Genomic DNA, 24,897 nt, shown 5'->3' with positions numbered 1-24,897 from the left:
AAGAAATGACGATTCTGGTGATTGCAGAACACGACAACGCGTCGGTCAAGGCCGCGACGTTGAACACGGTGGCGGCGGCAGCGAAGATCGGTGGCGATATTCACGTGCTGGTCGCGGGCCACAACGCGCAAGCGGCTGCGGATGCAGCGGCGAAGATCGCAGGTGTGTCGAAGGTGCTGCTGGCCGACGCGCCGCAACTCGAAGCAGGTCTCGCGGAAAACGTCGAGGCGACCGCGCTGAACATCGCGAAGGGCTATTCGCACATCCTCGCGCCGGCAACTGCGTACGGCAAGAACATCGCGCCGCGTATCGCCGCGAAGCTGGACGTCGCGCAGATCTCGGACATCACGGCGGTCGATTCGGCCGACACGTTCGAGCGCCCGATCTACGCGGGCAACGCGATTGCGACGGTGCAGTCGAGCGACCCGATCAAGGTCATCACGGTGCGTGCGACCGGTTTCGATCCGGTTGCAGCGGAAGGCGGCAGCGCGACGGTCGAGAAGATCGAGGCGGCGGCAGACGCCGGCAAGTCGCAGTTCGTGAGCCGTGAAGTGACGAAGCTGGACCGTCCGGAGCTGACGAGCGCGAAGATCATCGTGTCGGGCGGCCGCGGTCTGGGCAGCGGCGAGAACTACACGAAGGTGCTGGAGCCGCTGGCTGACAAGCTGTCGGCCGCACTCGGCGCATCGCGCGCGGCAGTCGACGCAGGCTACGTGCCGAACGACTACCAGGTCGGCCAGACCGGCAAGATCGTCGCACCGCAGCTGTACATCGCGGTCGGCATCTCGGGTGCGATCCAGCATCTGGCCGGCATGAAGGATTCAAAGGTGATCGTTGCGATCAACAAGGATCCGGAAGCCCCGATCTTCAGCGTGGCCGACTATGGCCTCGTCGGCGACCTGTTCGCGCTCGTGCCGGAGCTCGCGAGCGAGTTGCATTCGCATTCATGACTCGCTTGCCGAAACGGCCTGCCAGTGTTATCCGATGTCATTTGTGGTTCACGTAAACGCGATTCTGGAGCAAGAGGTGAATAGCCGGGAAAGGTCGCTAAGCAGGCTGGTCGATAAGTGGTTCGGTTGCGAAAGTATGCGGCTTACCCGTTTGACACGTCGTGATTTCAGCATCCATAAATCATGGCGTGGTGTCTGCATCGAGGCAGAGTATGCATCCGGCACGTTATCGATCGTATTTTTCCGTCATAACGATGGCTCATGGTGCGTTTACCCGCCTCGGGGGCGACACCCTTTCATGGCAGTGACGAGTCCGATGCCGCCGGTTGTGACCGAATCCCGCGCTGCATGACGCGTGCGCAATTTCTTGTCTGGATAACAGAGTCGCCAGAGTTAATCTTGCTTCGGGCCAGATTTCTGAGATGCCAATCGGGGAATGCGGCTGATGCCATTCTAGCCGGCTGTTGAATACACTCGTCCGACACGGCAGGTTCTCCCAAAGAGCCGCCGCGCCGTTGGTATCCGGCGCGCCTGCGCCGGCCGGTGGGGAGCGGGCATGAAACTCTACGAAAAACTTGCGGACGATATAGAACGCTTGGTCCGTCAGGGCGTGTATCGACACGGCGATCGTGTGCCGTCGGTGCGGCTGGCGAGCCAGCAGCACCGGATCAGCATCACAACCGTGCTGCACGCGTATCTGCTGCTGGAAAGCCGCGGGCTTCTGGAGAGTCGCCCGCAGTCCGGCTATTTCGTGAACCTGCGGCGCGACGATGGCCATACACCGGTGCGCGAACTGCGGCCGTCGAAGCCGATCGCGATCTCGTCGTCGGTGGACATGAGCCGGCTCGTGCTGTCGACGCTGCGCTCGATCGGCACCGACGACGCGGTGCCGCTCGGCTCGCCGTATCCGGACCCGAGCCTGTTCCCGTTCGAGAAGCTGAACCGCTACGCGTATGCGGCCGGCCGCGACAAGTCGCAGTGGGGCGTGACGGACGGACTGCCGCCCGGGCATCCGCAGCTAATCCGGCAGATCGCGCGGCGCTACCTGGAAAACGGGATGGCGGTGGACCCGAACGAGATCATCGTGACGGTCGGTGCGACGGAGGCGATCAACTTGTGCCTGCAGGCGGTCGCGAAGCCCGGCGATACGATCGCGGTGGAATCGCCGACGTTCTACGCGATGCTGCACGCGATCGAGCGGATGGGGATGAAGGCGATCGAGGTGGCTACGCATCCGGAATACGGGATCGATATCGCGGCGCTGGCCGCGATCGCGAAGTCGCAGCCGCTCGCCGCGTGCATGGTGATGCCGAACTTCCAGAACCCGCTCGGCTTCCAGATGCCGAACGAGCGCAAGCGCGAACTGGTCGAATTCGCGACGCGGGTCGACATGCCGATCATCGAGAACGGTGTGTATAACGAACTGTATTTCGGCGAGTCGCATCCGAGCACGCTGAAGTCCTATGACCGCAACGGGATCGTGCTGCATTGCTCGTCGTTCTCGAAGAGCCTGACGGCAGCCTACCGGATCGGCTGGGCGTTGCCGGGCCGCTATCGCGATCAGGTCGAGAAGCTGAAGTTCCTGAACACGCTGGCGACGCCGTCGCTGCCGCAGCTCGCGATCGCGGAGTTTCTCGAACGCGACGGTTACGAGCATCACCTGCGGCGCTTGCGCAAGGCGTATGCGCAGCAGGCGAACCTGATGCGGGCGATGGTGTCGCGGTTCTTCCCGGAAGGCACGCGCATCTCGAGCCCGGCGGGCGGCTACGTGCTGTGGGTCGAATTGCCGGCGCAGGTCGATGCGATGCGGCTGTACCAGCTCGCGCTGGAGCAGGGGATCACGATCGGGCCCGGCTACATGTTCTCGATCACGGACAACTACCGGAACTTCATCCGGCTGAACTACAGCAGCCCGTGGTCGCCGGAGATCGAGCAGGCCGTCATCACCGTCGGCAAGCTCGCGACGGCCAGCGCCGGCTGACCGCGCGGCGCGCCCTGCGTCACGTCAGCCAGTACGATTGCTCGTCCGTGCCCGCGAGCTTTCCGCCGTCAACGATCAGGTGCTGTTACATAGCGCGCTGATGGTGGCGACGCGCAAGGTGGGTTGGCACAACATCGGCGCGGCCCGGGCGGGGCGCCGCGGCCGATTGAGGGGCACGGTCGGGGCGGTGTTCAGGCCGGGCCAAATTCCATGATGCCGTCGTCCAGCCGCCCCAGCTTGAGTACAAGGATATCGAGCGGATAATTTTGATGGAATTTCCAGGGGCGCCGCGTGCCTTGCCGGGGTAACAGATCGCGTGCGCGCTGGATATAGCCGGCGCTGGACTGGACCAGCGGCGGGCAAGGCATGCCGTCCAGCGGCGGGCGCGGCATGCACTGGCCGGCGCCGGTGCGGTCCATGTGGCGCAGCAAGCGACACGCATAGGCACTGGCCAGGTCGGCTTTCAGGGTCCAGGAGACGGTGGTGTAGCCCAATATCGACACCAGGTTGGGAACGCCACCGTACATCACGCCCTTGTACTGGACCATTTGCGACCAGTCAACCGGCCTGCCATTGACGTAAAACGCAATTCCGCCCAGCATTTTCAGCCGCAAGCCCGTCGCCGTCACGATCACGTCCGCGGCCAGTTCCGCCCCTGAACGCAGCTTCACGCCCGTTTCGGTGAAGGTGTCGATGTGGTCGGTCACGACTGAAGCGCGTCCCGAACGGATGGTGCGAAACATGTCGCCATCTGGCGCTAAGCAGACTCTCTGCTCATAGGGAGCGTGGCGCGGAGTGAAATGGGCATCAGCCCCGGCGGGCCACTGCCGGTGCATCTGCTTGAGCATGGCGGTGCGGGCCAGGGCTGGCCAGCGCCGGCGCAATGTATGGGTGCAAACACCTTGCACGATGCGTTTCCAGCGCGTCGCCAGGTAGGCCGGACGGGAAGGCAACGTAAGGTGCAGCCAGCGCGCCACGCGGTCCACGCCCGGTTCGGCCATGACATAAGTGGGAGAGCGCTGCAGCATGGTGACATGGGCTGCCTGCTCGGCCATGGCCGGCACCAGGGTGACGGCAGTCGCGCCGCTGCCGATGATGACCACGCGCTTGTCGCGGTAGTCCAGGTCTTCCGGCCACGCTTGCGGATGAACGACGCGGCCTCGGTAGCGTTGCTGGCCGGGAAAGTCTGGCGTGTACCCGGCTTCGTAATCGTAATAGCCACCACAGACGATCAAAAAGCCGCAACTCATGTGCACGGACTCGCCCTGTTCGCCGCATTCCACCGTCAGCCGCCAGCGCGCTTCCTCGGACGACCAGGCAGCCGCCACTACCCGGTGCCGGTAGCGGATATGGTGGTCGATACCAGTCTCGGCGGCCGTCTCCCGCAAGTATTGCAGGATGGTGGCTCCGTCGGCAAAGGTTCGATCATGCGGCCATGGCTTGAAGTCATAACCCAGCGTGTACATATCGGAGTCCGAGCGCAAGCCCGGATAACGGAACAAATCCCAAGTGCCGCCCAGGCTGGCGCGGCTTTCAAGCAGGACAAAGCGTTTTCTGGGGCAATCCTGCTGCAATCGCCGGGCGGCGCCGATGCCGGAAATCCCGGCGCCAACGATTAGTACATCGAAATATTCGGTCATGACGCGCTCCCCGGACGGCGATATAGCATGTTCAGTGAGCGAATACGCATAACGGTCGCGCCGTTCTGGTTATTGAGTTCGCTTAACATGGTGACCAGGCCACGGTCAGGCTTGCTGCCGGACGGACGCTTCTCCAGGCAAGTGACGGTCAGTGTCAGTACATCGCCCGGCCGTCCCGGAGTGAGAATTTCCAGTTCGTGCCGCAGGCTAGCAACTCCGGCCATGGGCGGATCCAGGCCGTCATTACTCAACAGGGCATAGATGGCGGCCAGGTGGCTGCCGGACGCAATCAAGCCGTTGACGGGCGTATCACAAGCGGCGACCGGATCGACATGGATGGGCAACGGGTCCCATTGCCTGGCAAATGCGATCATGTCGTTCTGGTTCAAGGCATGGGAGCGCGAAACCATCGGCAAGCCTATCTGTACATCGTCAAAATACAGCATGTGCATTTCCCCCTGCATTACGCAACTTTTTGATTTTCATGGTGCGAACTCAGTGAAATTGGGCGAAATTAGGACGGCGCTTTTCCAGGAATGCACTGAAAGCTTCGCGAACTTCCGGACTGTGCAGAGCGGCGGCCAGGGCGGCGCCTTCCGTGTCGATGGCGGACACCAGGCCCGCGTGCTGTGTCTGGCGCAGCAGGCGCCGGGTGTTTTGCACGGCATTGGGTGCCAGCGCCGCAAGCCGTTGCGCCCATTGTTCGGCCAGCGGCAGTTCCTGGCCGGCTGCAACGACCTGGTTGACGATGCCGGCGCGCAGGGCGGTTTCGGCGTCGAAGGGTTGCGCCAGCAACAGCAATTCCGTGGCCAAGCGGGAGCCAGCGCTGCGCGGTAGCAAATAGGTGGAGGCAAATTCCGGGACGCCACCCAAGCTGGTGAAGGGCAGCAGGAATTGGGTATCGGCCGCCGCTGCTACCAGGTCGCAATGCAGCAGCAGGGTGGCGCCACCACCTATGGCCTTGCCATGGACGGCGCCGATCAGCGGCTTGGTGAAGCCGGCCAGGGCGTGAGTCAGCTGAGCAAGGGGTGAGCCATCGAAGCCTTGCTGCAAGGCGCTGCGGCGCATGCCGTCCAGGTTGGCGCCGGCGCAAAATGCCCGTCCTTGCGCGGACAGCAGCACGGCACGCACGGCCGGGTCGTGTGCCGCGTCGCGCAACGCCGCCGCCAGCGCTGTGCACCAGGCGTCATCCAGTGTGTTCAGGCCGTCGGCCGACGAAAAGACCAGTTGCAGCACGCCTTGCTCGAGGTTGGAAGAGATGTTGGTTGTCATGTGGGAGTCCTGTTCAAAATGCGCTCACGCCGGTCAGCGCGCGTCCGACAATCAGTTGCTGCATTTGCGTGGTCCCTTCCGGGATGGTCATCACGATTGCTTCGCGCGCCAGTTTTTCGACCAGGAATTCGCTGGCAAGGCCATTGCCGCCGTGAATTTGAACCGCCTGGCGGCAGATTTCCACGGCCGCTTCGGTGGTATAGGATTTGGCCATGGCCGCTTCCATTTCGGCGCGCAGGCCGGCATCCATCATGGCGGCAGCGCGGTTGCACAGCAGCCTGCCGGCATCGATACGAGTGGCCATATCGGCCAGCATCGCGGAAATCAACTGGTGGCCGGCCAGCACCTTGCCGTGCTGGCGGCGCTCCTGCGCGTAGGCGATGGCTTCGTCCAGTGCCCGCCGGGCCACGCCCACGCCCTGACTAGCCACGATCATGCGTGAACGTTCAAAGAGCGCCAGGGTATTGGCCAGCGCGCGGCCTTCTCCGCCAATGATATTGGCGGCCGGCACCGTGACGTCGCGCAGGAAAATTTGCGCGGTCGACTGGCTGTTCAGTGCGATCTTGTGGATGTCGCGCACTTCATAGCCGTGTTGTTCGCGGTCGACCAGCAAGTAAGTTAGACCGCCGCGGGCGTCGGCGCCGGTACGGCAAGTGCAGATCAGGAAATCGGAATAGCGACCATTGCTGATCCAGGTCTTTTCGCCGTTGATCACATAGCCGTTCTCCCCCAAGCGGGCCCGAGTTTTTACTTCCAGCAGGTTGGAGCCCACATCCGGTTCCGAAAAGGCCAGGCTGGCGAAGCGCTCGCCTGATATCAGGCCGGGCAGGTAGCGCTCTCGCAGTGCGGGCGGAGCCAGTAAGTCCAGGCAGACAGCGCCAAACGTATTGATCAGCGCGACGATAGACAAGTCCAGCCAGGTGTACGCCAGTTCTTCGAACAGCATGGCGTAGGTTTGCCAGTCCAGTCCCAGACCGCCATGCTCTGTGCGCACCGGGCCGCTGCCGATGCCGAAGGCGGCCAGCTGGGCCATGATGGGTTGCAAGCGTTCTTTCGGCAAAGGGCGGTCGCGGAATTCGCGCGCCCATGGCTCGATTTCCTCATCCAAAAAACGGCGGAAGCCATCGACCGCGATCTGCTGTTCACCGGTACGAAATACATGTCCCATCAATCCTCCTTGCTGTTATTGAAGTTGACGAATATCGATTTTCACGAAATTATTATTTATTCAATTTTTAATTGTGCGATTCGTGCAGAAGGGCGGGTTTTGTAAAATGTCGCTATTTTTTTTAAATTCCGATCGCATAAAAATGAGGGTAATCCCTACCCAATTCGGATCAGAGTTTCGCCGGTCATGTTTGGGTGGGAATTACCAAAAAAAGAAAGGAAACTCTCGGCCGTTTTTAATAGAATGGCCTAATGTTTTTATGCGGGGTGAAAATGGAATCCTGGCAACAACTGAGCAGCATGTTCGGTGTCCGGCCGGTGGTGAGCCGGGAGATCGAAGGCAGTCTGCCTTTGCGGGTGGAACGCTACTTTTGCCATGCCAGAAAGCGGCGCGGCAATGGTTTGCCGCAAATGCTGCTGCTGACGCATTTGGGCGGCGCGCGGGCCTCCTGGGCCAGTCGGCACCGGGAGGCGGCGAATTTCTTGCCAGGATTTTCAGTGCTGGTGCCGCCCCACTGCGCGGCGGAATGGGTGCAGGATGGCGCCGTCGATTGCGCCGTGTTCCACTACCTCGATGGCGACCATCCCCATGTGCAGCGGTTGCGGCGGCTGATGGGCGATGGCGCCGTAGCCTATCCGTTCCACGATCCACTTGTGAGCGCAGCGGCGCGCCAAGTTTGCCATGAACTTCGGAGCGGCGATCAGGGTAGCCTCGCGTATGCCCAGCGCTTGAGCGGCATTATGGTGGAACAGACCGAGCGGGTATTGGCCGGCTGTGCGGGACGCCTGCCATCGCCCGATCGCGTGCAGTTGGCCCGCCTGTCGGCCTTGCTCGACTGGATACAGGGCAATTTGGGGGCGGCGATCGACAACGATGTGCTGGCGGGGCGCATGGGGGTGAGCCAATCCCATTTCCGCCGCTTGTTCTTCGAAGCGATGGGGCTGTCGCCCAGCCGCTATGTCCGCCAGCAGCGCTTGGAACGGGCGCGCGAATTACTGGCCACAACCAATTTGCCTATCGATGGCGTGGCGTTTGAATGCGGGTTTCGGGACCAGAGTTATCTGACTACGTGCTTCCGTTCGGAATTTGGATTGACGCCGGCCCGTTTCCGGCGCGCGGCATAAGTGACCCTGAACCAGAATTAGTCCCGGAATTGCGTAGGTGACATACCGGTCCATCGCTTGAATGCGCGGGCGAAATTGCTGGTGCTGGTGAATCCGAGCAAGAACGCGATTTCGGTGACGGAGCTTGTCCGCTGCTGGATGTAATTGCGCGCGAGATCTCTGCGCGTGTCGTCCATGATCTGCAGGAAATGGGTGCCGCGTTGTGCCAGCCGCACCTGCAAGGTAGCCGGGCTCATGCATAACGCTTCGGCAACCTTCTCCCTGCTGCAGTCGCCGGAGGGCAGCAATTCGATGATCTTCTGCGTGACGCCGGTCACCACGTCGCTCTTGTCCAGTCGTGCGAGATATTGATTCGCGATGTTGTCGTTGACTTGTGCCAGTTCCGGGCAGGCGCCGCCGAGCGGCTGCATCAACTCGTGCCGGTCGAAAGTCAGTGTCGTGGCCGGATTCGAAAAACTGACCGGTGCCCGCATCAACGCGCGGTATGGCTCGTCGCCTTCGCGCGGCATCGCACGATGGAATGCCACGGACAGCGGATTGAACCCCGGCTTGTACAACATGCGCATCGATTGCACCAGGAACCCGATGAATGCATCTTCAGTTTCGCCGCAGACCTCGATCCTGAAATCGGTGGCGCACACGGCGATCGTGTCGACGTCTTCGACGATACGAATAGTGGCCGCCTGCGACACCAGCCGGAAGTACTGTTCCAGCCGGCGACAGAAGTCGAGCAGCGTGCTGCTGGCGGCGAGCGCGTAGCCGAGCGCATGCAAGTTGGAGATATGGATGTGCCGCGCGACCGACAGGCCGAAATACGGATTGTGGGTGGCTTCCACGCAGGCACGGTATAGCCGGGTCAAGGTGGAGACAGGCAGCCGAACCATCGGGCCGTTCACCATGTGGGGTTGCACGCCGACGGAGCGAAAGATGCGCTCGCTGTCCATTCCACTGGCTTGCAGGGTCTTGGCGATTGCCGTGCAGTACCCCCCGATGGTCGTCGCTTCCTGCGTTGCGACGAGGGAGGCTTGGCGGTGGGGTTTCAAGGCGCGGGATGTCGATGGACAGTAGTGCCGCCGATTCTACACCGCCGCTGAACCCTTCGACACGCGCTCGCGGCGGCCGCCATTCGATCGTGCCGGAGCGGCAAACCTCCCGTCCACAGTCCCACCCAATGACGCGCGTCATCCATGATCGCCGCGGATCGCTTTGCGGAATGTACTTTTCGCTCCAAAGAACCGCGCGGTCGTTTCTCCCTGCCTATGATCACTTCATATCGCGGGCAGGTCTGTACCCCTCTGCCACGACGACATTCCAAGACAACCCGGAGACGTGATGACCGAAGAAGCCTTGCTGTTTGAAACGACTGGCGCGGTCGCGCGCTTGACGCTGAATCGTCCCGAGGCGATGAACGCGGTGAATATCGCGCTGCTGACCGAACTGGACCGTCGGCTGGCACAGATCGCCGCCGACGATGAGATTCGCGTACTGATCGTGACCGGCACAGGCCCCGCATTCTGCGCCGGCGCGGACTTGAAGGAGGTACTGGCCAGCCAGAAGGCGGAGGTCGGCGAAGCGGATTTCCTCGACCGCGCCGACGCGACGCTTGCGCGCCTGCGCAATTTCCCGAAGCCGGTGATCGCCGCCCTCAACGGCGTCACCGTGGCTGGGGGCCTCGAGATCGCGATGTGTGCCGACATCGTCATTGCTGCCGAGAGCGCTGCCATCGGGGATGCCCATGCCAACTTCGGCGTCTATCCCGGCGCCGGCGGCGCGGCGGTCTTGCCGCGCCTGATTCCTCAGAACATCGCGATGTATCTGCTGTTGACGGGCAAGACGCTTTCGGCGGCCGAGATGAAGGCTTACGGCTTCGTATCCGAAGTGCATCCGGATGCTGAATTGTCCGATGCAGCGATGAAGCTGGCTGGCCAGATCGCTGCAAAGAGCCCGGTCGTGTTGCGGCGCATGAAGGAAGTCGCGCGCACCTCCACCGACAAGAGCCGCGACGACGCGTTGCTGCACGAGCAAGTCATGTTGCGTCGCCATCTGCGCAGCTTCGACCTGCAGGAAGGCTTGCAGGCATTCGCCGAAAAACGCGCGCCGCGATTCCAGGGCCGTTAAGGCATCCAGATTTCCTCTTACTGTATTTCTCATTCCTCTTTCGGGCATTACATGAACGATATCTATGTTGCCGGTGTCGGCATGACGCCGTTCGGCCGCTTGCTGGAGCGCAGCGTCTACGACATGGTCGGTGAGGCCGTCACGCTGGTGTTGAACGACTCCGGTGCAAGCGGGAGTCAATGTAAGGTGATGGTGCTCTGATCCCGTCCTTCACAACAACGGAGTAGTCGATGAAAAGTATTCAGGTACGCGCGTTGGCGATTGCTGCATTGATTCTGGCCGCGTCCGGCCACGCATGGTCGCAGCCGGGCCAGGCTGCTAGTGCGCCTGTAGGCATGCCGGCCGCTTCCGCTTCCACTGCCGAAAGCGTGGCGGCTCCTGCGGGCACGAGGAAGGCCAATCGCGCGCTGCGTCGGAAGGTGTATGCCGCCATCGGCAAGTACAAGAAGATTAGCGCCGGCAATGTCAGCGTCGTAGTCAGAGGCGGCGCGGTGACGCTGAGCGGTACGGTCACGGATGCTGCGCAGGTCAATGAGGTTGCCCAGATCGCGAAGGGGGTGCAAGGGGTCACCTCCGTGACCAACAAGCTCACTGTGCAAAAGCCGTTCGACGGTTCGTAACAAGCTCGCACATCGGGGGAAGCAGGCACGAGCGTGCAAGCGCTGGCAGGTTCCGGTGTTGGAGTCGATCCGCTAAGGGCACCCGGCCGGAAAGCCATGCTTTTCCCGATTACTTGCTCGCATCTGTTCGCGACCGGTGCGATTGCCATGCCAGTGAGGTTGTCTGGCCGTGCCGCGAACCCGGTATAAAGGCACACCTTCACGGCAAGGGCTTCTTGCCTGCACCGCGCTGACCTTGCCTCGCGGCGGTGGACGTCGTTCCAGCTGACGTCACGCTCCCCAAGCGGAACCTCGTGCCCTGCAATCCCTGGGGTGCCACGACGAGTGTTTTCGCCTGGCATTCCCGTCGATGGATGACTTCGACGAAACGCGCCATTCCGGGCAGCCACGTCACTTCCGGCAAACGTATACGAATCAGGGCGTCAGGACGTGCTCTGCAGCTGATGCAGATTGTCCTGCGTTGATCGCGAGGCCGTCTTGTCGCCCCGGAAGTCCGACGGCGAGTGACCGGTCCAACGCTTGAAGGCGCGAGTGAAATTACTGCTGTCGGTGAAGCCGAGTAGAAAGGTGATTTCGGTAATCGATCGTGCCGGCTGCAACACATACTGACAGGCCAGATCCTTGCGCGTTTCGTCGAGCAGCGACTGGAAGCTCGTATCATGCCGAGCGAGGCGAGCCTGCAGCGTGCTCTCGCTCGTGAGCATGGCATGGGCCACGCGTTCGCGCGTGCAATCGCCCGTGGGCAGGAATTCGATGATCTTCCGACGCGTCGCGGCAACGACGTCGCCCTTGTCCAGGCGAGCGAGATACTCCAGCGTAAGACTATCGTTGTGAAGGGCGAGTTCGGGGCATGCACCGGCAAGCGGTTGCTGGAGCGCGCTCATTGGCAGCGTCAACGCCGAGCGCGGTGCGTCGAACGTGACGGGCGCACGGAACAGCCTGACATACGCATCGTCGCCCTGCGGCGGCGTGGGATGATGCATGGCCACCTGCAGCGGATTGAAATCCTGTTGGTGAAGCATCCGCATCGACAGCACGAGGAATCCCAGGAATGCATCCTCGGTCTCCCCGCACACGGTGGTCAGATGCTCGACGCGCATCACGACCTCATCGTCGCGCTGCTCCAGGGACACTTCTCCAACCTGCGACGCGAGCTTGAAATAGCGTTCTACCCGCTTCAAAAAGTCCATCAACGTGCTGCTGGCAGCCAGCCCGAAGCCCAGCGCATGCAGGTTCGAGATATGGATGAAGCGGGCCACGGTGAGCCCAAAGTACGGATCCCCCGTGACATCCACGCAGGCCTTGTACAGCTGCGTCACGGTATCGACCGGAAGGCGCGACATCGGATCGTTCGCGATGGCCGTGTCGATATGAAAGGGGCGGAACAGCTGCGCTGGGTCCACACCGTAGCTTTTCAGGGCTTTCGCAATCGCCAGGGCGTACCCGCCAATCGTCGTCAGCGAGCACGTCCGGAGTGTTGGGCTGGCCGCGCGTGGCGAATGGGGGGCAGGCATGGTGTCAGCGCAATCACAAAAATCCCATTCTTTTGCACGTACCACAACCTGTCAAGGCCGCTGTTCCAGACCGGATTTCCTCGCGTTCGCACGCATTCCTTCCGAAAGACCGAATGTCGATCGCAAATGACCGGCGACTGTCGGCGTACAGGAATAGTGTTTTGTCCAAGGGAACGGGGTGAATCGGTGGCACATACCAACAGCTTCTTCCGCATGCGCGCCTCTAAGGATGAGACATGAATTTGCACGAACTGCATGGCGTTGCCGTCGCCGCTTGGCTTGTCGTTCTCGCGGTGGAGGCCGCTGTCGAAGTGCAAGCGCGAGCGCGAGCGCCCGGGGCTCACCCCACCGTCGCGGCCATGCATGGATGGATCGGGCTGTTGGCGGAGGCGCCGCTGATTGCGATCACCGTGGTCACGGGGATGCTGCTGATGATGCGCATGTGGCCGGTTTCAACACTTGTCCTCGTCAAGGCCGCGTTGGGCCTCGTCGCGGCCGCTGCCAACAAGTTTCGCGTACTGCTGGCCACGCCCCGCATCTGTGTGGACGACGATGTGAAGCGCATCCGGTTGACGCGCCGGATCACGCTGGCCGGAACGGCAGTCCCGATCGGTGCCGCCGCCTGGTTTATCGGGTACTTGTATTTGCATGGGGAGTAGAGGGAGAACGCTGCTTCCCGTGGCACACCGAACTAGTAGCACAGCGCGACTAGCAAGCCCTCGACGAGCGCAATGGGCGTCGAGGCGAAACATCCGACGTAATCAGTATGTACAGCGGTCGCAACAGGCCGCTTCAACGCAAAAAAAACCGGAGACGCAATGAAATTGAAGTGGATCGCTGCTGCCGTTCTGGTGGCAACAGGTAGTGCAGTACACGCTCAGTCTTCAGTGACGCTGTATGGCGTCATCGATTCTGGGATGTTGTATCAGAGCACGTCGGCGGCAACGTTGAGCCCGACGGCGCCGAACCGCGGCAAGGTCTATCGCTACAAGGATGGCGGTATCTTTGCGAGCGCATGGGGCCTCAAGGGGTCGGAGGACATCGGCGGCGGCTATCATGTCAATTTCAAGCTGCAAGGCGAGTTCGACAGCGGCAGCGGCAGGTTCAACCTGTCCGATACGCCGGGCGCGGCGGCCCAGTTCAACCAGATCGCGACCGTAGGCGTGACCGGACCGTTCGGTACATTAAACCTCGGTCGACAGATCGTGCCGATTGCGTATGCAATGGCTGAGACCGACGTACGGGGAGCTCACTATTTCGGCAGCATCCTGACAGGGTGGCTCGGCATGAACCAGGCTGCCGGCTGGCAGGGCGCCAGCACCAATGCGCCAATCGGCGCGTTGTACGACAGCAATGCAATTGTCTATGAATCGCCGAAGTTTGCCGGCCTGTCCGCGGCACTCGAGTATGCCCCCGGGGGGGTGCCGGGCAGCTTTCAGGGCGGGACGAGGGAGTCCGCCGTACTGAAATATTCGAACTATGGCCTTCGTCTTGCGGCCGGTTACTACGTTGGCCACGACACGAACCCCGGCCCGACGACGGTGGCCACCGGGCTGGCCAATAACCGCCTGATCTACGTGGGCGCGCTCTACACGTACCGTGCGTTCTCGGTTTCCGCATCGTATTCGAACGGCAGGAATCCGGCGCATTCCGACCTGATCAACATCGACCTGTATTCGGCCGGCCTCGGCTACCAGTTCTCGCCGGCCTTCAAGGTGACCAGTGGTGTGTACTACCTGAAGGACCGCAACAACTCGACCAACAAGTCGACCGAAGTTGCGGTCGGCGCGGAGTACAGCTTGTCGAAGTCGACGCTCGTCTATGGCCAGGTGGGGCATGTAAACAACCGGGGAACGATGAACCAGCCCATCACGTTCGGGCAGCCCGTGGCGCCGGGCGTGAGCACGACCGCGGCCATGCTGGGTATCCGTCACGCTTTCTAGCGACTGCGTACCTGAACGGGAGCGATGACGGGGCGAGGAAAAACTGTGGAGAGCCACATTTCGCGAGCAATCCCATACGTGCGCCGCAGCGTCGACGAGCGGGAAGCCCGGGACGCTGCACGGACCGGCGAATCGGCTCCACGGACCGGTATGCGCACGATTTTCTCTCCATCATCGACCACCATGCGTGACACCTCCGTCGACGCGATCGATGGTGATCCGTTGGATTCGCACCGGGCGCACCGATCAGCGTCGGTGCGGTCTCTTTGTTCTGTATTCCCGAGTCCGGCTACGTGAGCGGTCAAGCCACACACCGTACGGATGGACTTCATCAGGATTTGACTCCCTCGATCGACACCATGGCACTTCTGTACCCATTCGCCCCTCCCTTGCCGCGCCACACCGTCGAGGTTGCCGCCGGCGTGCGCTGGATCCGGCTGTCCATGCCGTTCAAGCTAGATCACATCAACGTATGGTCGATCGACACCCCCGACGGCTGGATACTGGTCGACACCGGCCTGAACGCTCCCGACACCGTGGCGGACTGGTTGGCGCTCACGGAGCAGGGGCCGCTGTCGCGGCCGCTTCAGGGAGTGTACGCCACGCACATGCACCCGGATCACATCGGCCTGGCAGGATGGTTCACACGGCGCACCGGGGTGCCGCTGCACATGAGCCGCCTTGAATACCTGTCCTGCCGCGTGTTGCATGGCGACACGAATCGCGAGGCGCCGCTCGACGGCGTGCAGTTTTGTCGGCGCGCCGGGTGGTCGGATGCAGACATCGAAGGCTATCGCAGCCGCTTCGGCAGTTTCGGCAAGCATATTCACGCGCTGCCCGAAAGCTATCGGCGACTGCGGGACGGCCAGCAGATTCGGCTGGGCGAGCACGACTGGCGGATCATCACAACCGGAGGCCACTCGCCCGAACACGTCAGCCTGTACTGCCCGGATATGAAGCTGCTGATCTCCGGCGATCAGGTGCTGCCGAAGATATCGTCGAACGTGTCGGTGTTTGCCAGCGAACCGGAAGCCAATCCGATGCAGGAGTGGTACGAGTCGCTTGGCAAGCTCATAAGCGTCGTGCCCGACGATGTGCTCGTGCTGCCTTCCCACAACGAGCCGTTCTACGGTCTGCATGAGCGCCTCGAAGCACTCAAATCCGGGCAGGACCGCGCCCTCGATCGGCTGCTCGTATCATTGGCGGCCGGCCCCCAACGGATCGTCGACGCGTTTGTCCCGCTGTTCGGCCGCCCCATCGGGGAACGGGATGCGCAGCAACTGAGTCTTGCCACCGGCGAAGCGATGGCCTGCATGAACTACCTCATTGCCCAGCGCGTCGTGAAGTGCGCGGCGGACGAAAACAACATCGCCTGGTATTCCCTGGCAACTTGAAGCGGACGCACGCTTCGAGTTGTCGAACCGGCCAACCGGCTCGCACCTTTGCGAGTATTGATCGATAACATGTGCTCTCCTGTGTCGCCAGCGCTACGACGATCGGAGCCACTTTCGGAAGGAGTCGTCCCATGCCTCATCCCATTTCCTCTTTGGGCGCGGTTCACACTATTGTCAGTCTGGTGACGGTGGCCGCAGGTCTCTACAGCTTTGCCCGATATCGACGGATCGAGAGCACGACCCAGTCCGCGAAGATTTACGTGGCGGGGATGGTGGTATCGGTGTTCACGTCGTTTGGTTTGTCCAGTACCGGCGGCTTCAATATCGGGCACGCGCTCGGCATCGTGGCGCTACTCGCGACCTTGGGCGGGCTGCTCGCCGCGCGAACGAAAGCCGTGACGCCCGCGCGGCTGTACCTGTCTCAGTTCGCATTCACGTTCAGCTTCTTTCTGCTGCTGGTCCCGGGAATCAACGAGACGCTGACACGATTGCCCGCTGGTCATCCCCTCGCGAACGGTCCCGATTCCCCGATCGTGCGCGGATCACTCGCCGCGTGGCTGGGTGTTTTTGTGCTGGGGGCGATGCTGCAGTTCGTCTGGCTTCGTTCGTACCGCAGCCGTACATGAATGTAGGGCGTCCATCCCTCGACTGTTGTCCGAGCGCGTCCCCGATCTCCTGCAGTCTCGGTCCCGGAAATCTCCGAGGCATCGCGACCGTCAGTGTCAAAGAAGAAAACGGAACCAATTCATGAAAGCAGGTGAGGCGGGCGAGTCAGCGCGCACCGCTACCCGTCTTCACCATCAACCGTCGCGCGAAGGCGAGGAAGCCGCAACCGCTGTCGCGCTTGCCTGTCCACTGAGCCGCGCAAATGCGGCGAACGCCAGTTGCGTCGCGATGGCCGCGAGCGTGCCGGCCGCCATGCCGTTGCCGAGCACGATCTGCACGGCTGAGCCGAAATGGCGATACAGGTTCGGCACCAGGATCGGTGCAAGGCCGACGACGAACGCGGCCGCGAGCGTGTACTGGTTGGCGCGCGCGTGCAGGTCGACGCCGGCGGGCAGCCGGATGCCCATCACGCCGATCATCGCGAACACGACGAGCGCGGTGCCGCCGACCACCGCGGCCGGAATCGCATACGCGAGCCGCGCGAGCGGCGCGAACAGCGCGATGACGATCAGGATCGCGCCGGCCGCGGCCGTCACGTAGCGCGAGCGCACGCCGGTTGTCTGCACGACGCCGATATTCTCGGCGCTGGTCACGATCAGCGGCGTGCCGAACAGCGCGCCGGCGAGCGACGCCAGCCCATCGCCGCGTATCGTCTTCGGCACGTCGCGCGACAGCGAGATCGGCTTGCCGCACGTTTCGCCGACGGCGACCGTCTGCGCGGTGGCCTCGGCCATCGAGATCGCGGTGAAGATCAGCAGCGGCAGCGCGGCCAGCACGTCGAAGCGCGGCATCCCGAACGGCAGCCATACCGGATGCGTGAACAGCGGGCCGCGCCACACGTCGGCGAGCGCCGGCATCGCATCGAGCGCCCAGCCGAGCGTTGCGCCGGCCATCAGGCCGATCAGCACCGCGAGGCGCCCGAGCGTGCCGCGGAACGCACCCGCGACGACGACGGTGGCGACGATCGTCGCCAGCGCGAGGCCGAGCGCGCGCGGCTGGGCGAAGTCGGCCGAACCGGGCTGGCCGACGGCGATCGTCGCGTAGATCCGGATCAGGTTGATCGACACGAGCAGCAGCATCGCGCCGACGACGATGCGCGGAAAGAGCCGCAGGCAACGCGTGAAGACGGGCAGCAGCACCCAGTAGAACGCGCTGGCGAGCAGCGCCGCGCCGGCGGCGGTCGGCAGGCCCGATTGCGCGGCAATGCCGGCGAACAGCATCGTCGGTGCGCCGCCGGGCACCATCACGAACGGCATGCGTGCGCCGATCGGGCCGGCGCCGAGCGATTGCAGCAGCGTGCCGATCCCGCAGGCGAAGAACGTCGCGCCGATCAGCTGGACCGTCAGGTCCGCCGGCAGCGCGAGCACTTTTGCGATCAGGAACACGGCCGTGATCGGGGACGCGGCCATCGACAGCACGTGCTGCAGCCCGAACAGCGCGAGCTGCCAGGCGGGCAGCCGTGTGTCGACGGGCGTTGGGATCGGATCGTGCGACACGGCAGGCCCCTCGGAAGCGAACGGCGACGAGCGCCGGAAACCGGCGGTGAACGGCAAGGTCAGGCCCGCAGCCAGGGCAGTTGCGCGGCGCTGTAGCGGAACGTCTGGAACACGCTGTTGAGCTGGCCCGGCCCGGTCTTGCGCGCGGCTTCGTCCGGGTATTCGGCGAACCACGGAATCACGTATTCCCAGACGACCTCGCCGGCGGGCGTCACTTCGAACAGGCGGCCTGTCGACGATTCGGTGACGTGCGTGTTGCCGTTCGGCAAGCGCTGCGCGTTGCCCATGAACGGCGTGTAGAACAGGTTCACGACGTCGTCCGCATACGACCACACGACGCGCTGCGTCGCCGGATCGATCTCGACGACGCGCGAGAACACGACGTGCGCGCCGTGGCGGAAATTGCCGTTGTCGAACGCGAGGATGTTGCCGTTCGCGAGCGGCACCGGCGCGTGCTGGTGCGACACGACGTTGGGCCCGATCCGCAGGTCGACGCGGCCGGTTTCGCGGTTCACGCCGATGATGCCCGACGTCGTGCGCAGGCTCATCAGCACGCGGCCGTTCGCGTCGACCGCGAGGCCGTTGACGAGCGGCCAGTGATAGCGCCCGAAGCCCGCCGCGATCGGGAAATCCTCGGGTCGCAGGTGTTCGCGCGCACGCCATTCCCACACGATCTCTCCGGCCCGGTTTACTTCGCGGATCACGTCCGCATACATCACTTCGTCGTCGCCGTGCGGCGTGCCGCCCGGCACGCGCCGCGCGAACGCGGCGTCGACCGCTTCGCACGCGGCGTACAGCAGGTTGCCGTTCGGCAGCCACTGCGCGTCGTGATGATGCGCGGGGTCCTCGTAACGCCACACGGTTTCGCCTTGCGGCGTGACTTCGTAGAAGTCGCCGCCATGCCACATCGACCACGGCGCATAGCGCGATTCGGAGTGCGGATGATTGCCGTTGTAGCCGAGGTTGCCGTTCGCGAGGATGACCGCATGGCGGCCGGGGCGCACGGGCATCTTCCACTGGTGCGCGACTTCACCGTCGATGTCGACGAGATAGACGTTGCCGTCGGCCGTCTGCGGCGCGATGAGCGTATAGCCGCCCGCGGACAGTGCGGGATCGTGGGCGATGAGGCCGACGCCACGGCGGCGCTGGGTAATCTGGTCGACGGTTGTCACTGCACGCTCCATTCGAATCGGACACGGGGATGCAGCGCAATCTAGACGATCCGGGCGATCAGTAAAATCGGATTATTCTTGACGGCCTGTTCGGAAAAAACTAACGGATCACTCATGCGTTCGATATCGCAGGCATTCCGCTGTTTCGACGAAGTTGCGCGACGCGGCTCGATTCGCAAGGCGGCCGACGCGCTGCACCTGACCGCCGCGGCGGTGCACCAGCAGATCCGCAATCTCGAGGAGCAGGTCGGCGTGCCGCTGTTCGACCGGCTGCCGCGCGGCATGCAGCTGACGCTTGCCGGCGAGATCGTGATCGCGGCCGTGCGGCGCGGCCAGCGCGACTTCGACAACGCGCTCACGCAGGTCGAGGACCTGCGCGCGCTGCGGCGTGGCCACGTGAACCTGGCGGTGCCCGCATCGACCGCGGAAAAGCTCGTGCCCGACGCGATCCTTGCCGCGATGCAGCGCTATCCGGGCGTCACGTACAGCGTGCGCTCGGGAAACGGCGAAAGCATCGTGCGCTGGGTCGAGACGGGCGAGGCCGACATCGGCTATGCGTTGCGCCGGCGCACGTCGGCGGGCGTCGTCGAGGTGCGGGCGTTCGCCCAGCCGCTGGGTGTCGTCACGGCGCCCGGCCATCCGCTCGCGGCGTCAGGCGGAAAGGTGCGGATGCGCGATTGCTTCGCGTATCCGCTGATCCTGATGACACCCGACACGGAACTGCGCGCGATGTTCGACCAGATCGATGCGCGGCAGCCGCGCAGCGTGCGGCCGCTGGTCGAGACGGGTTCGGTGCCGATGGTGCGGCGCCTCGCGGCCGAAGGCGCGGGCGTCGGCTTCCTGATCGCCGAGAACGTCGCGGACGACGTGGCTGCCGGCCGGCTCGCGTGGACGCCGCTTGCCGATGCGGGCGCGCGCTCGTTCAGCTGCATCTACCAACGAGCGGACATGAGCGCGACGGTCGCCATGACGATGTTCCTCGAGTTCTTCTCCGACGCGATCGAAGCGATGGAAGACGGTTTCGCACGCGACGGCCGGTCGGCCGGCAAGCGCCGCCGGGCAGCGCGATAACGACAGCGGCCACGCGAGCGCATCGCACTGCGATGCAGTGCAACACGCGCACCCGCGCGCGCGGTCGTGACGTTGTGCGTGCAACGTCCGGCCGCATTACTTCATTCCCTTATTGCGGAAAAAAATTTGTTCATGGGACTATCGAATGCGTTGTCGGCGCACCGAGGGGGTCGCAGGCAGCGTGATGTCCCTCGCAACGACTGACAAGAACATCGGCAGACAATGAACAGAACAGCGATCTTTCCGTATGCGTCCGCGTTGCTCGCGGCCACCATGATGTCGGCCTGCGGCGGCAACGACATCGAAACCGACGCGGGCGCCACGACGACACCCACGGCCGACACGAGTTGTCTCGCAATCGACAACAGCGGCTCGACTGTCGTGGTCGGGTCGAACCAGCCGGGCGACCCGTCACTGCCGGAGGCGTCGTCCGGTTATCGCACCGGGATGAAGCCCGTCTATGCGAAAACGTATCTGGTCGCCACGTCGAACGCCTATGCGAGCGCGGCCGGTTGCGCGGTGCTGAAGAAAGGCGGCACGGCCGCCGACGCGGCGGTCGCCGTGCAGGCCGTGCTCGGGCTGACCGTGCCCGAAGCGACGGGCCTCGGCTCGGGCGGTGTGCTGCTCTACTACGATGCGCGCGGCAAGACGCTGCAGGCGTATGACGGCCGGGAAACCGCGCCGGCCGCCGCGACGGAGAACTACCTGCGCTATGTCGACGATGCGACCGACCACTCCGCGCCGCTGCCGAATGCGCGTGCGAGCGGCCGCTCGATCGGCACGATCGGTGTGCCGAGGCTCATCGAGGCGCTGCAGCAGGATCACGGCCGGCTGCCGTGGCAGAACCTGTTCGGCGATGCGATCACGCTCGCGACCAACGGCTTCCCGATCGGCGGCCGGCTCGCCGACGCGATCGCGGCGAACGCCACGAACCTGAAGCGCGACCCCGAGGCCGCCGCGTATTTCCTGAACGCCGACGGTTCGCCGAAGACGCTCGGCACCGTGCTGAAGAATCCGGCGTATGCGCGCACGCTGACGCTGATGGCGCAGTCGGGGGCGAACGCGCTGTACACGGGGCAGATCGCGCAGGACATCGTCGCGAAGATCGCCACGACGAAGGGCGCCGATGGCTCGACGCTCACGCCGGGCAAGACGACCGTCGCGGATCTGGCCGCCTACCAGGCGAAGCGCCGCGACCCGGTGTGCACGACCTATCGCAGCTACTGGGTGTGCGGGATGCCGCCGCCGTCGTCGGGCGGCATCGCGGTCGCGTCGGCGCTCGGCATTCTCGAGAACTACGACCTGAAGTCGCTGAAGCCGACGGCGATCGATCTCGAAGGCGGCAAGCCGACTGTCGCGGGCGTGCACCTCATCACCGAGGCCGAGCGGCTCGCGTATGCCGACCGCGACAAGTACGTGGCCGATACGGATTTCGTGCCGCTGCCGGGCGGCACGTGGAATACGCTGCTGAACAAGCCGTACCTGAAATCGCGCGCGGCGCTGATCGACCCGGCCAAGAGCATGGGGACCGCGCAGCCGGGCAATCTCGGTGCGGTGCCGCTCGGGGTCGACACGACGTTGATCGAGCACGGCACGAACCAGTTCACGATCGTCGACGGCGACGGCAACGTGCTGAGCGCGACGACCACGGTCGAGTCGAGCATGGGTTCGTTCCACATGACCAACGGCTTCCTGCTGAACAACCAGTTGACCGATTTTTCCGCGAACCCGGTCGACAGTTCGGGCAATCCGGTGGCCAACCGCCTGCAGCCGGGCAAGCGGCCGCGCAGCTCGATGGCGCCGACGATCGTGTTCGGTCAGGCCGCGGACGGCTCGCGCGGGGACTTCGTGATGGCGACCGGTTCGCCGGGCGGCGGCACGATTCCGCAATACGTGGTCAAGACGCTCGTCGGCGCGCTCGACTGGGGCCTCGATGCGCAGCAGTCCGCGGGGCTCGTCGACTTCGGCGCGAGCAACAGCCCGACGACCACGATCGGCGGCGAGCACCCGAACGTCAACACGGCGAACAACGGGGCGAACGATCCGCTGATCACGGGGCTGCTCGCGCTCGGGCACAAGGTGTCGACGTCCGCGCAGGCGAGCGGCGTCAACACGGTGATGCGCGTGACGGTCGGTCAGTCGCCGGCGTTGCAGGGTGGCACCGATCCGCGGCGTGAAGGCGTCGTGCTCGGCGATACGTTCCGGCCATAATCGGGCGGTACGCGTGCGGCCCCGATTTGCCCGTATGTGCCGACGGGCGATCGGGGCCGTGCATCGTGAAGGAGCCGCAATGATGCATGCGCATCTGCTTGAAATGGACGCCATCCTGTCGGCGCCGGGCTTTTTCGATTTCCTCGCCGGCCTGGATTGCGACCGCGCGCTGGACAGTCGCGACGCCGAGCCGTTCGACGCGCAGTGGATGGCGTCGTTCGACGAAATCGACGGTGATCCGGGCGCAGCGCTCGACCGGCCGGCCGTGGATGCGCTGAGGGAAAAGGTGTTCAAGCTCGCGTTCGGCGCGTCGGGGCATGCCGGCGTGGCGGCGTGCGTGTCCGACGACATCGAGCTGATCGCGAGGAGCCGGTTGTCAGGCCGCACCGACGGCTGGCCGACGAGCGTCCTTTGGAATGCTTATAGAAGCGGCCGGTTTCCCTGCTAGCCGTTTCCGGTCGCTTCCGGCCGTTTCGCCTGTCTGGTTCCGATCCGTGGCGATCGGCCTCGTCCCCGTCGCGGAATGCATCGCGCGACATGCCTCCAGGCTCTCCCCGTCCGCCGGACTACACCGTCCCGATCCCGCTGCAATCCCCCGATTGTCAAACTGTGTGAATCAATCGTCAGCATTTGCAACCGAAGTAACAGTCCCCGCAAATCAATCGTTTTGCGCGTTCGCGCCGCTACATTAGCTCCACCTGCCGCACGTCGCGGCGAGGCATGCGACAAGCCGCACGAAGGCGGCCCGCAGCAACAACGTCTTTGGGGAGAATGACCATGAACAAGATCCGTACGATTCTGGTGGGTGCTGCACTGACGGCAGTGGCGACTTCGGCTGCGTTCGCACAGACGGCGCAAACCGGCGCCCAGGGTTCCGCGGGTGTCGGCGCGCAGGTTCAGACGCCGCTGCTCGGCGGTGGCGTGGGTGTGCAGGCCGGCGCCGGCGCGAACGCGGCAGGCTCGGGTTCGGGCGCGGGCAACGTCGTCGGCGGTGCGCTGAACGGCGTCGGCAAGACGGTCGGCGGCGTGGGCTCGGCGGCCGGCAACGCGGTGGGCGGTGCGACGCATGCGGTCGGTTCGGCAGCGGGCACGGCGAAGGATGCCGCCGCATCGGCCGTCCACTCGACGAAATCGCACGTGAAGCATGTCGCGGGCACGGCGAAGAGCCACGCGCAAGGCGCGGTGTCGACGGCAGGCGACGTCGCCGGCGGCGCGAAGGCGAAGGCCGGTGAGGCGCTCGAAGGTGCGACGAACGCGGTGCAGGGCGGCGCATCGGTCGGCGTGAAGGGTTCGGCGTCCGCGCAAGGCGGCGCGCTGTAAGCGTCACGCTTCCCGTCAAGGCCCGGCCCGCTTCGATGCGGGCCGGGCTTTTCTATTGGCGCGCGCGGCGCGCCGTTCAACGCATCCTCGATACGGGGATGCGTCGACGTTCGCCACCGATCCGGCGCGCGACACGTATGCACGCCTTTGCCTGGGGCCGCCGGCACGTGCCCGCAACGGGCGGCGTGCGCGCCCCCTGCCCATTGCCCGCTCGCCATGCTTAAATAGCGGGGCTCCCGGTCGCCGGGCCGCCGGGATCGCGGTGCCGGCCGACACGGGCCAGCATGTCCGATCGACATCGTGACGACAGACGACACCAAAACGCCGTTCCGGCCAGTCCGGCGCGGCCCGATAACATTCCGAGGCTTCACGTCATGACCATCCTGTTCCGTCTTCTCGCGCTCGCCTGCGCGCTCTGGCTGGCCGCCTGCGCAGCGCCGCCCCCGCCGTCCGCCAGCACCGGCGCGTCCGCCGCCGCGCCGGATGCCAGCGAACGCCGCGGGCTCGGCACTGCATGGGGCGAGTCGGTGCGATCCGAAACCCGCCAGGTCGATTTCGAACGCGCGGATCCGGCGAAGCCGACGGATCTCGCGTCGGTCTATTACAACGATGCGCTGCCCGGACATCCGCCCGCGTCCCAGGTTCGCCGGTTGCCGACCCGCGTCGCGCTCGCCAACGGCGACATCGCGCTGTCGTTTACGGACGAAAAGGGTGCACCGCTGCGTCTTGCGCGCAGCAACGGCCGCTGGCACATGGCGGGTGTCGAAGGTTCGCGCTACATGATCGTGCTGCGCAACCAGGGGCGCCGTACGTTCGAAGTCGTGTCGACCGTCGACGGGCTCGACGTGCTGTCGGGGCGGCCGGGCAGCTACACGAATGGCGGTTACGTGCTGTATCCGGGCCGCACGCTGACGATCGAGGGCTTCCGCAAGAGCCGCGACGAAGTCGCCGCGTTTCGCTTCGCGGCGGTGCCCGACAGCTACGTCGCGAACTCGAAGTACGGCGATTCGGCGAACGTCGGCGTGATCGGCGTCGCGCTGTTCGCGCAGAAGGAGAATGAAGAGGAAGCGCTGCGCCGCAACGCGAATCCGTTCCCCGGCAATGACAACGGCTATGCTCCGCCGCCGGTGCCGCGCGGCGAGTGACGTTGCGTCGTGGATCGGCCGCGCGCGTCGCGGCGAACGATGCACGCGCGACGATCCTGGGTCGCCGCGGCCCGAGCGGCATGCCGGCGCAT

23 protein-coding genes are annotated in these 24,897 nt (G+C 64.2%); 15 read left to right on the top strand and 8 right to left on the bottom strand.

Features of this window, described 5'->3' with window-relative positions:
- Window positions 1-5: 5 nt before the first annotated feature.
- Together PQB87_RS39720 and PQB87_RS39715 are read left to right on the top strand one after the other, a co-directional pair.
- The gene (locus PQB87_RS39720) at window positions 6-950 is read left to right on the top strand and encodes an electron transfer flavoprotein subunit alpha/FixB family protein (protein ID WP_489244727.1); all 945 of its coding nucleotides are present in this window, start codon (window positions 6-8) and stop codon (window positions 948-950) included.
- Between the two features lie 556 nt (window positions 951-1,506).
- Window positions 1,507-2,931, top strand: coding sequence for an aminotransferase-like domain-containing protein (locus PQB87_RS39715; protein WP_111943810.1), 1,425 nt, complete (start codon window positions 1,507-1,509; stop codon window positions 2,929-2,931).
- 191 nt (window positions 2,932-3,122) lie between these two features.
- Here the strand turns inward: PQB87_RS39715 and PQB87_RS39710 are convergent, their stop codons facing one another.
- The 4 genes from PQB87_RS39710 to PQB87_RS39695 are packed head-to-tail and all read right to left on the bottom strand — an operon-like array spanning window position 3,123 to window position 7,011.
- Complete coding sequence (locus PQB87_RS39710; protein ID WP_111943808.1) at window positions 3,123-4,571, bottom strand: flavin-containing monooxygenase; 1,449 nt, start codon at window positions 4,569-4,571, stop codon at window positions 3,123-3,125.
- Entirely contained in the window at window positions 4,568-5,017 is a 450-nt protein-coding gene (locus PQB87_RS39705) for a MaoC/PaaZ C-terminal domain-containing protein (RefSeq protein WP_174394434.1), read from the bottom strand. The genes PQB87_RS39710 and PQB87_RS39705 overlap by 4 nt, the downstream gene beginning before the upstream one ends.
- Window positions 5,018-5,066: 49 nt before the next feature.
- Entirely contained in the window at window positions 5,067-5,843 is a 777-nt protein-coding gene (locus tag PQB87_RS39700) for an enoyl-CoA hydratase-related protein (RefSeq protein ID WP_111943804.1), read from the bottom strand.
- Window positions 5,844-5,856: 13 nt separating this feature from the next.
- Window positions 5,857-7,011, bottom strand: a complete 1,155-nt coding sequence (locus PQB87_RS39695; RefSeq protein ID WP_111943802.1) for an acyl-CoA dehydrogenase family protein — start codon at window positions 7,009-7,011, stop codon at window positions 5,857-5,859.
- Window positions 7,012-7,283: 272 nt separating this feature from the next.
- Between PQB87_RS39695 and PQB87_RS39690 the strand changes: the two genes are divergently transcribed.
- Window positions 7,284-8,135 (top strand): AraC family transcriptional regulator, encoded by an 852-nt coding sequence (locus PQB87_RS39690; protein WP_174394432.1) that lies wholly within the window; start codon window positions 7,284-7,286, stop codon window positions 8,133-8,135.
- A gap of 17 nt (window positions 8,136-8,152) precedes the next feature.
- On the opposite strand, the gene PQB87_RS39685 is transcribed toward PQB87_RS39690, so the two are convergent.
- Complete coding sequence (locus PQB87_RS39685) at window positions 8,153-9,178, bottom strand: AraC family transcriptional regulator (protein ID WP_301861277.1); 1,026 nt, start codon at window positions 9,176-9,178, stop codon at window positions 8,153-8,155.
- A gap of 289 nt (window positions 9,179-9,467) precedes the next feature.
- On the opposite strand from PQB87_RS39685, the gene PQB87_RS39680 reads away from it, so the two are divergent.
- Genes PQB87_RS39680 through PQB87_RS39670 form a run of 3 tightly spaced genes read left to right on the top strand, consistent with a single transcriptional unit; the run spans window position 9,468 to window position 10,873 of the window.
- Window positions 9,468-10,253 (top strand): enoyl-CoA hydratase/isomerase family protein, encoded by a 786-nt coding sequence (locus tag PQB87_RS39680; RefSeq protein WP_489244724.1) that lies wholly within the window; start codon window positions 9,468-9,470, stop codon window positions 10,251-10,253.
- Window positions 10,254-10,304: 51 nt separating this feature from the next.
- The gene (locus tag PQB87_RS39675) at window positions 10,305-10,454 is read left to right on the top strand and encodes a hypothetical protein (protein ID WP_174416122.1); all 150 of its coding nucleotides are present in this window, start codon (window positions 10,305-10,307) and stop codon (window positions 10,452-10,454) included.
- Window positions 10,455-10,483: 29 nt separating this feature from the next.
- A complete protein-coding gene (locus tag PQB87_RS39670) occupies window positions 10,484-10,873 on the top strand; it encodes a BON domain-containing protein (RefSeq protein ID WP_111943778.1) in 390 nt (129 codons plus the stop codon).
- 422 nt (window positions 10,874-11,295) lie between these two features.
- On the opposite strand, the gene PQB87_RS39665 is transcribed toward PQB87_RS39670, so the two are convergent.
- Window positions 11,296-12,387 carry an AraC family transcriptional regulator gene (locus tag PQB87_RS39665; RefSeq protein ID WP_111943776.1) on the bottom strand — a complete coding sequence of 364 codons (1,092 nt, stop codon included), beginning with the start codon at window positions 12,385-12,387 and terminating at the stop codon, window positions 11,296-11,298.
- Between the two features lie 236 nt (window positions 12,388-12,623).
- Between PQB87_RS39665 and PQB87_RS39660 the strand changes: the two genes are divergently transcribed.
- The 4 genes from PQB87_RS39660 to PQB87_RS39645 all read left to right on the top strand — a co-directional run bounded on the left by PQB87_RS39660 (window position 12,624) and on the right by PQB87_RS39645 (window position 16,350).
- Window positions 12,624-13,046 carry a hypothetical protein gene (locus PQB87_RS39660; RefSeq protein ID WP_174416124.1) on the top strand — a complete coding sequence of 141 codons (423 nt, stop codon included), beginning with the start codon at window positions 12,624-12,626 and terminating at the stop codon, window positions 13,044-13,046.
- Window positions 13,047-13,205: 159 nt separating this feature from the next.
- Entirely contained in the window at window positions 13,206-14,330 is a 1,125-nt protein-coding gene (locus PQB87_RS39655; RefSeq protein WP_048028180.1) for a porin, read from the top strand.
- Between the two features lie 359 nt (window positions 14,331-14,689).
- On the top strand, window positions 14,690-15,724 hold the full coding sequence (locus PQB87_RS39650; protein WP_489244720.1) for an MBL fold metallo-hydrolase: 1,035 nt from the start codon (window positions 14,690-14,692) through the stop codon (window positions 15,722-15,724).
- A 131-nt stretch (window positions 15,725-15,855) separates the two neighbouring features.
- On the top strand, window positions 15,856-16,350 hold the full coding sequence (locus PQB87_RS39645) for a hypothetical protein (RefSeq protein WP_301861264.1): 495 nt from the start codon (window positions 15,856-15,858) through the stop codon (window positions 16,348-16,350).
- Window positions 16,351-16,524: 174 nt separating this feature from the next.
- Here the strand turns inward: PQB87_RS39645 and PQB87_RS39640 are convergent, their stop codons facing one another.
- Window positions 16,525-17,886 (bottom strand): uracil-xanthine permease family protein, encoded by a 1,362-nt coding sequence (locus tag PQB87_RS39640; RefSeq protein WP_489244718.1) that lies wholly within the window; start codon window positions 17,884-17,886, stop codon window positions 16,525-16,527.
- A 59-nt stretch (window positions 17,887-17,945) separates the two neighbouring features.
- A complete protein-coding gene (locus PQB87_RS39635) occupies window positions 17,946-19,070 on the bottom strand; it encodes an aryl-sulfate sulfotransferase (RefSeq protein ID WP_301861261.1) in 1,125 nt (374 codons plus the stop codon).
- Between the two features lie 102 nt (window positions 19,071-19,172).
- On the opposite strand from PQB87_RS39635, the gene PQB87_RS39630 reads away from it, so the two are divergent.
- The 5 genes from PQB87_RS39630 to PQB87_RS39610 all read left to right on the top strand — a co-directional run bounded on the left by PQB87_RS39630 (window position 19,173) and on the right by PQB87_RS39610 (window position 24,805).
- On the top strand, window positions 19,173-20,129 hold the full coding sequence (locus tag PQB87_RS39630) for a LysR family transcriptional regulator (RefSeq protein ID WP_059681783.1): 957 nt from the start codon (window positions 19,173-19,175) through the stop codon (window positions 20,127-20,129).
- Between the two features lie 222 nt (window positions 20,130-20,351).
- Complete coding sequence (locus PQB87_RS39625) at window positions 20,352-22,340, top strand: gamma-glutamyltransferase family protein (protein ID WP_111943770.1); 1,989 nt, start codon at window positions 20,352-20,354, stop codon at window positions 22,338-22,340.
- A gap of 82 nt (window positions 22,341-22,422) precedes the next feature.
- Window positions 22,423-22,788, top strand: coding sequence for an immunity protein PIM1 family protein (locus PQB87_RS39620; protein ID WP_301861256.1), 366 nt, complete (start codon window positions 22,423-22,425; stop codon window positions 22,786-22,788).
- Window positions 22,789-23,117: 329 nt separating this feature from the next.
- A complete protein-coding gene (locus PQB87_RS39615) occupies window positions 23,118-23,660 on the top strand; it encodes a hypothetical protein (RefSeq protein ID WP_059681778.1) in 543 nt (180 codons plus the stop codon).
- 374 nt (window positions 23,661-24,034) lie between these two features.
- Window positions 24,035-24,805, top strand: a complete 771-nt coding sequence (locus PQB87_RS39610) for a hypothetical protein (protein WP_059681777.1) — start codon at window positions 24,035-24,037, stop codon at window positions 24,803-24,805.
- Window positions 24,806-24,897: the final 92 nt, after the last annotated feature.

The sequence above is a fragment of the Burkholderia sp. KL41 genome, assembly GCF_057005415.2.
This window is presented reverse-complemented; position numbering and strand designations above follow the sequence as displayed.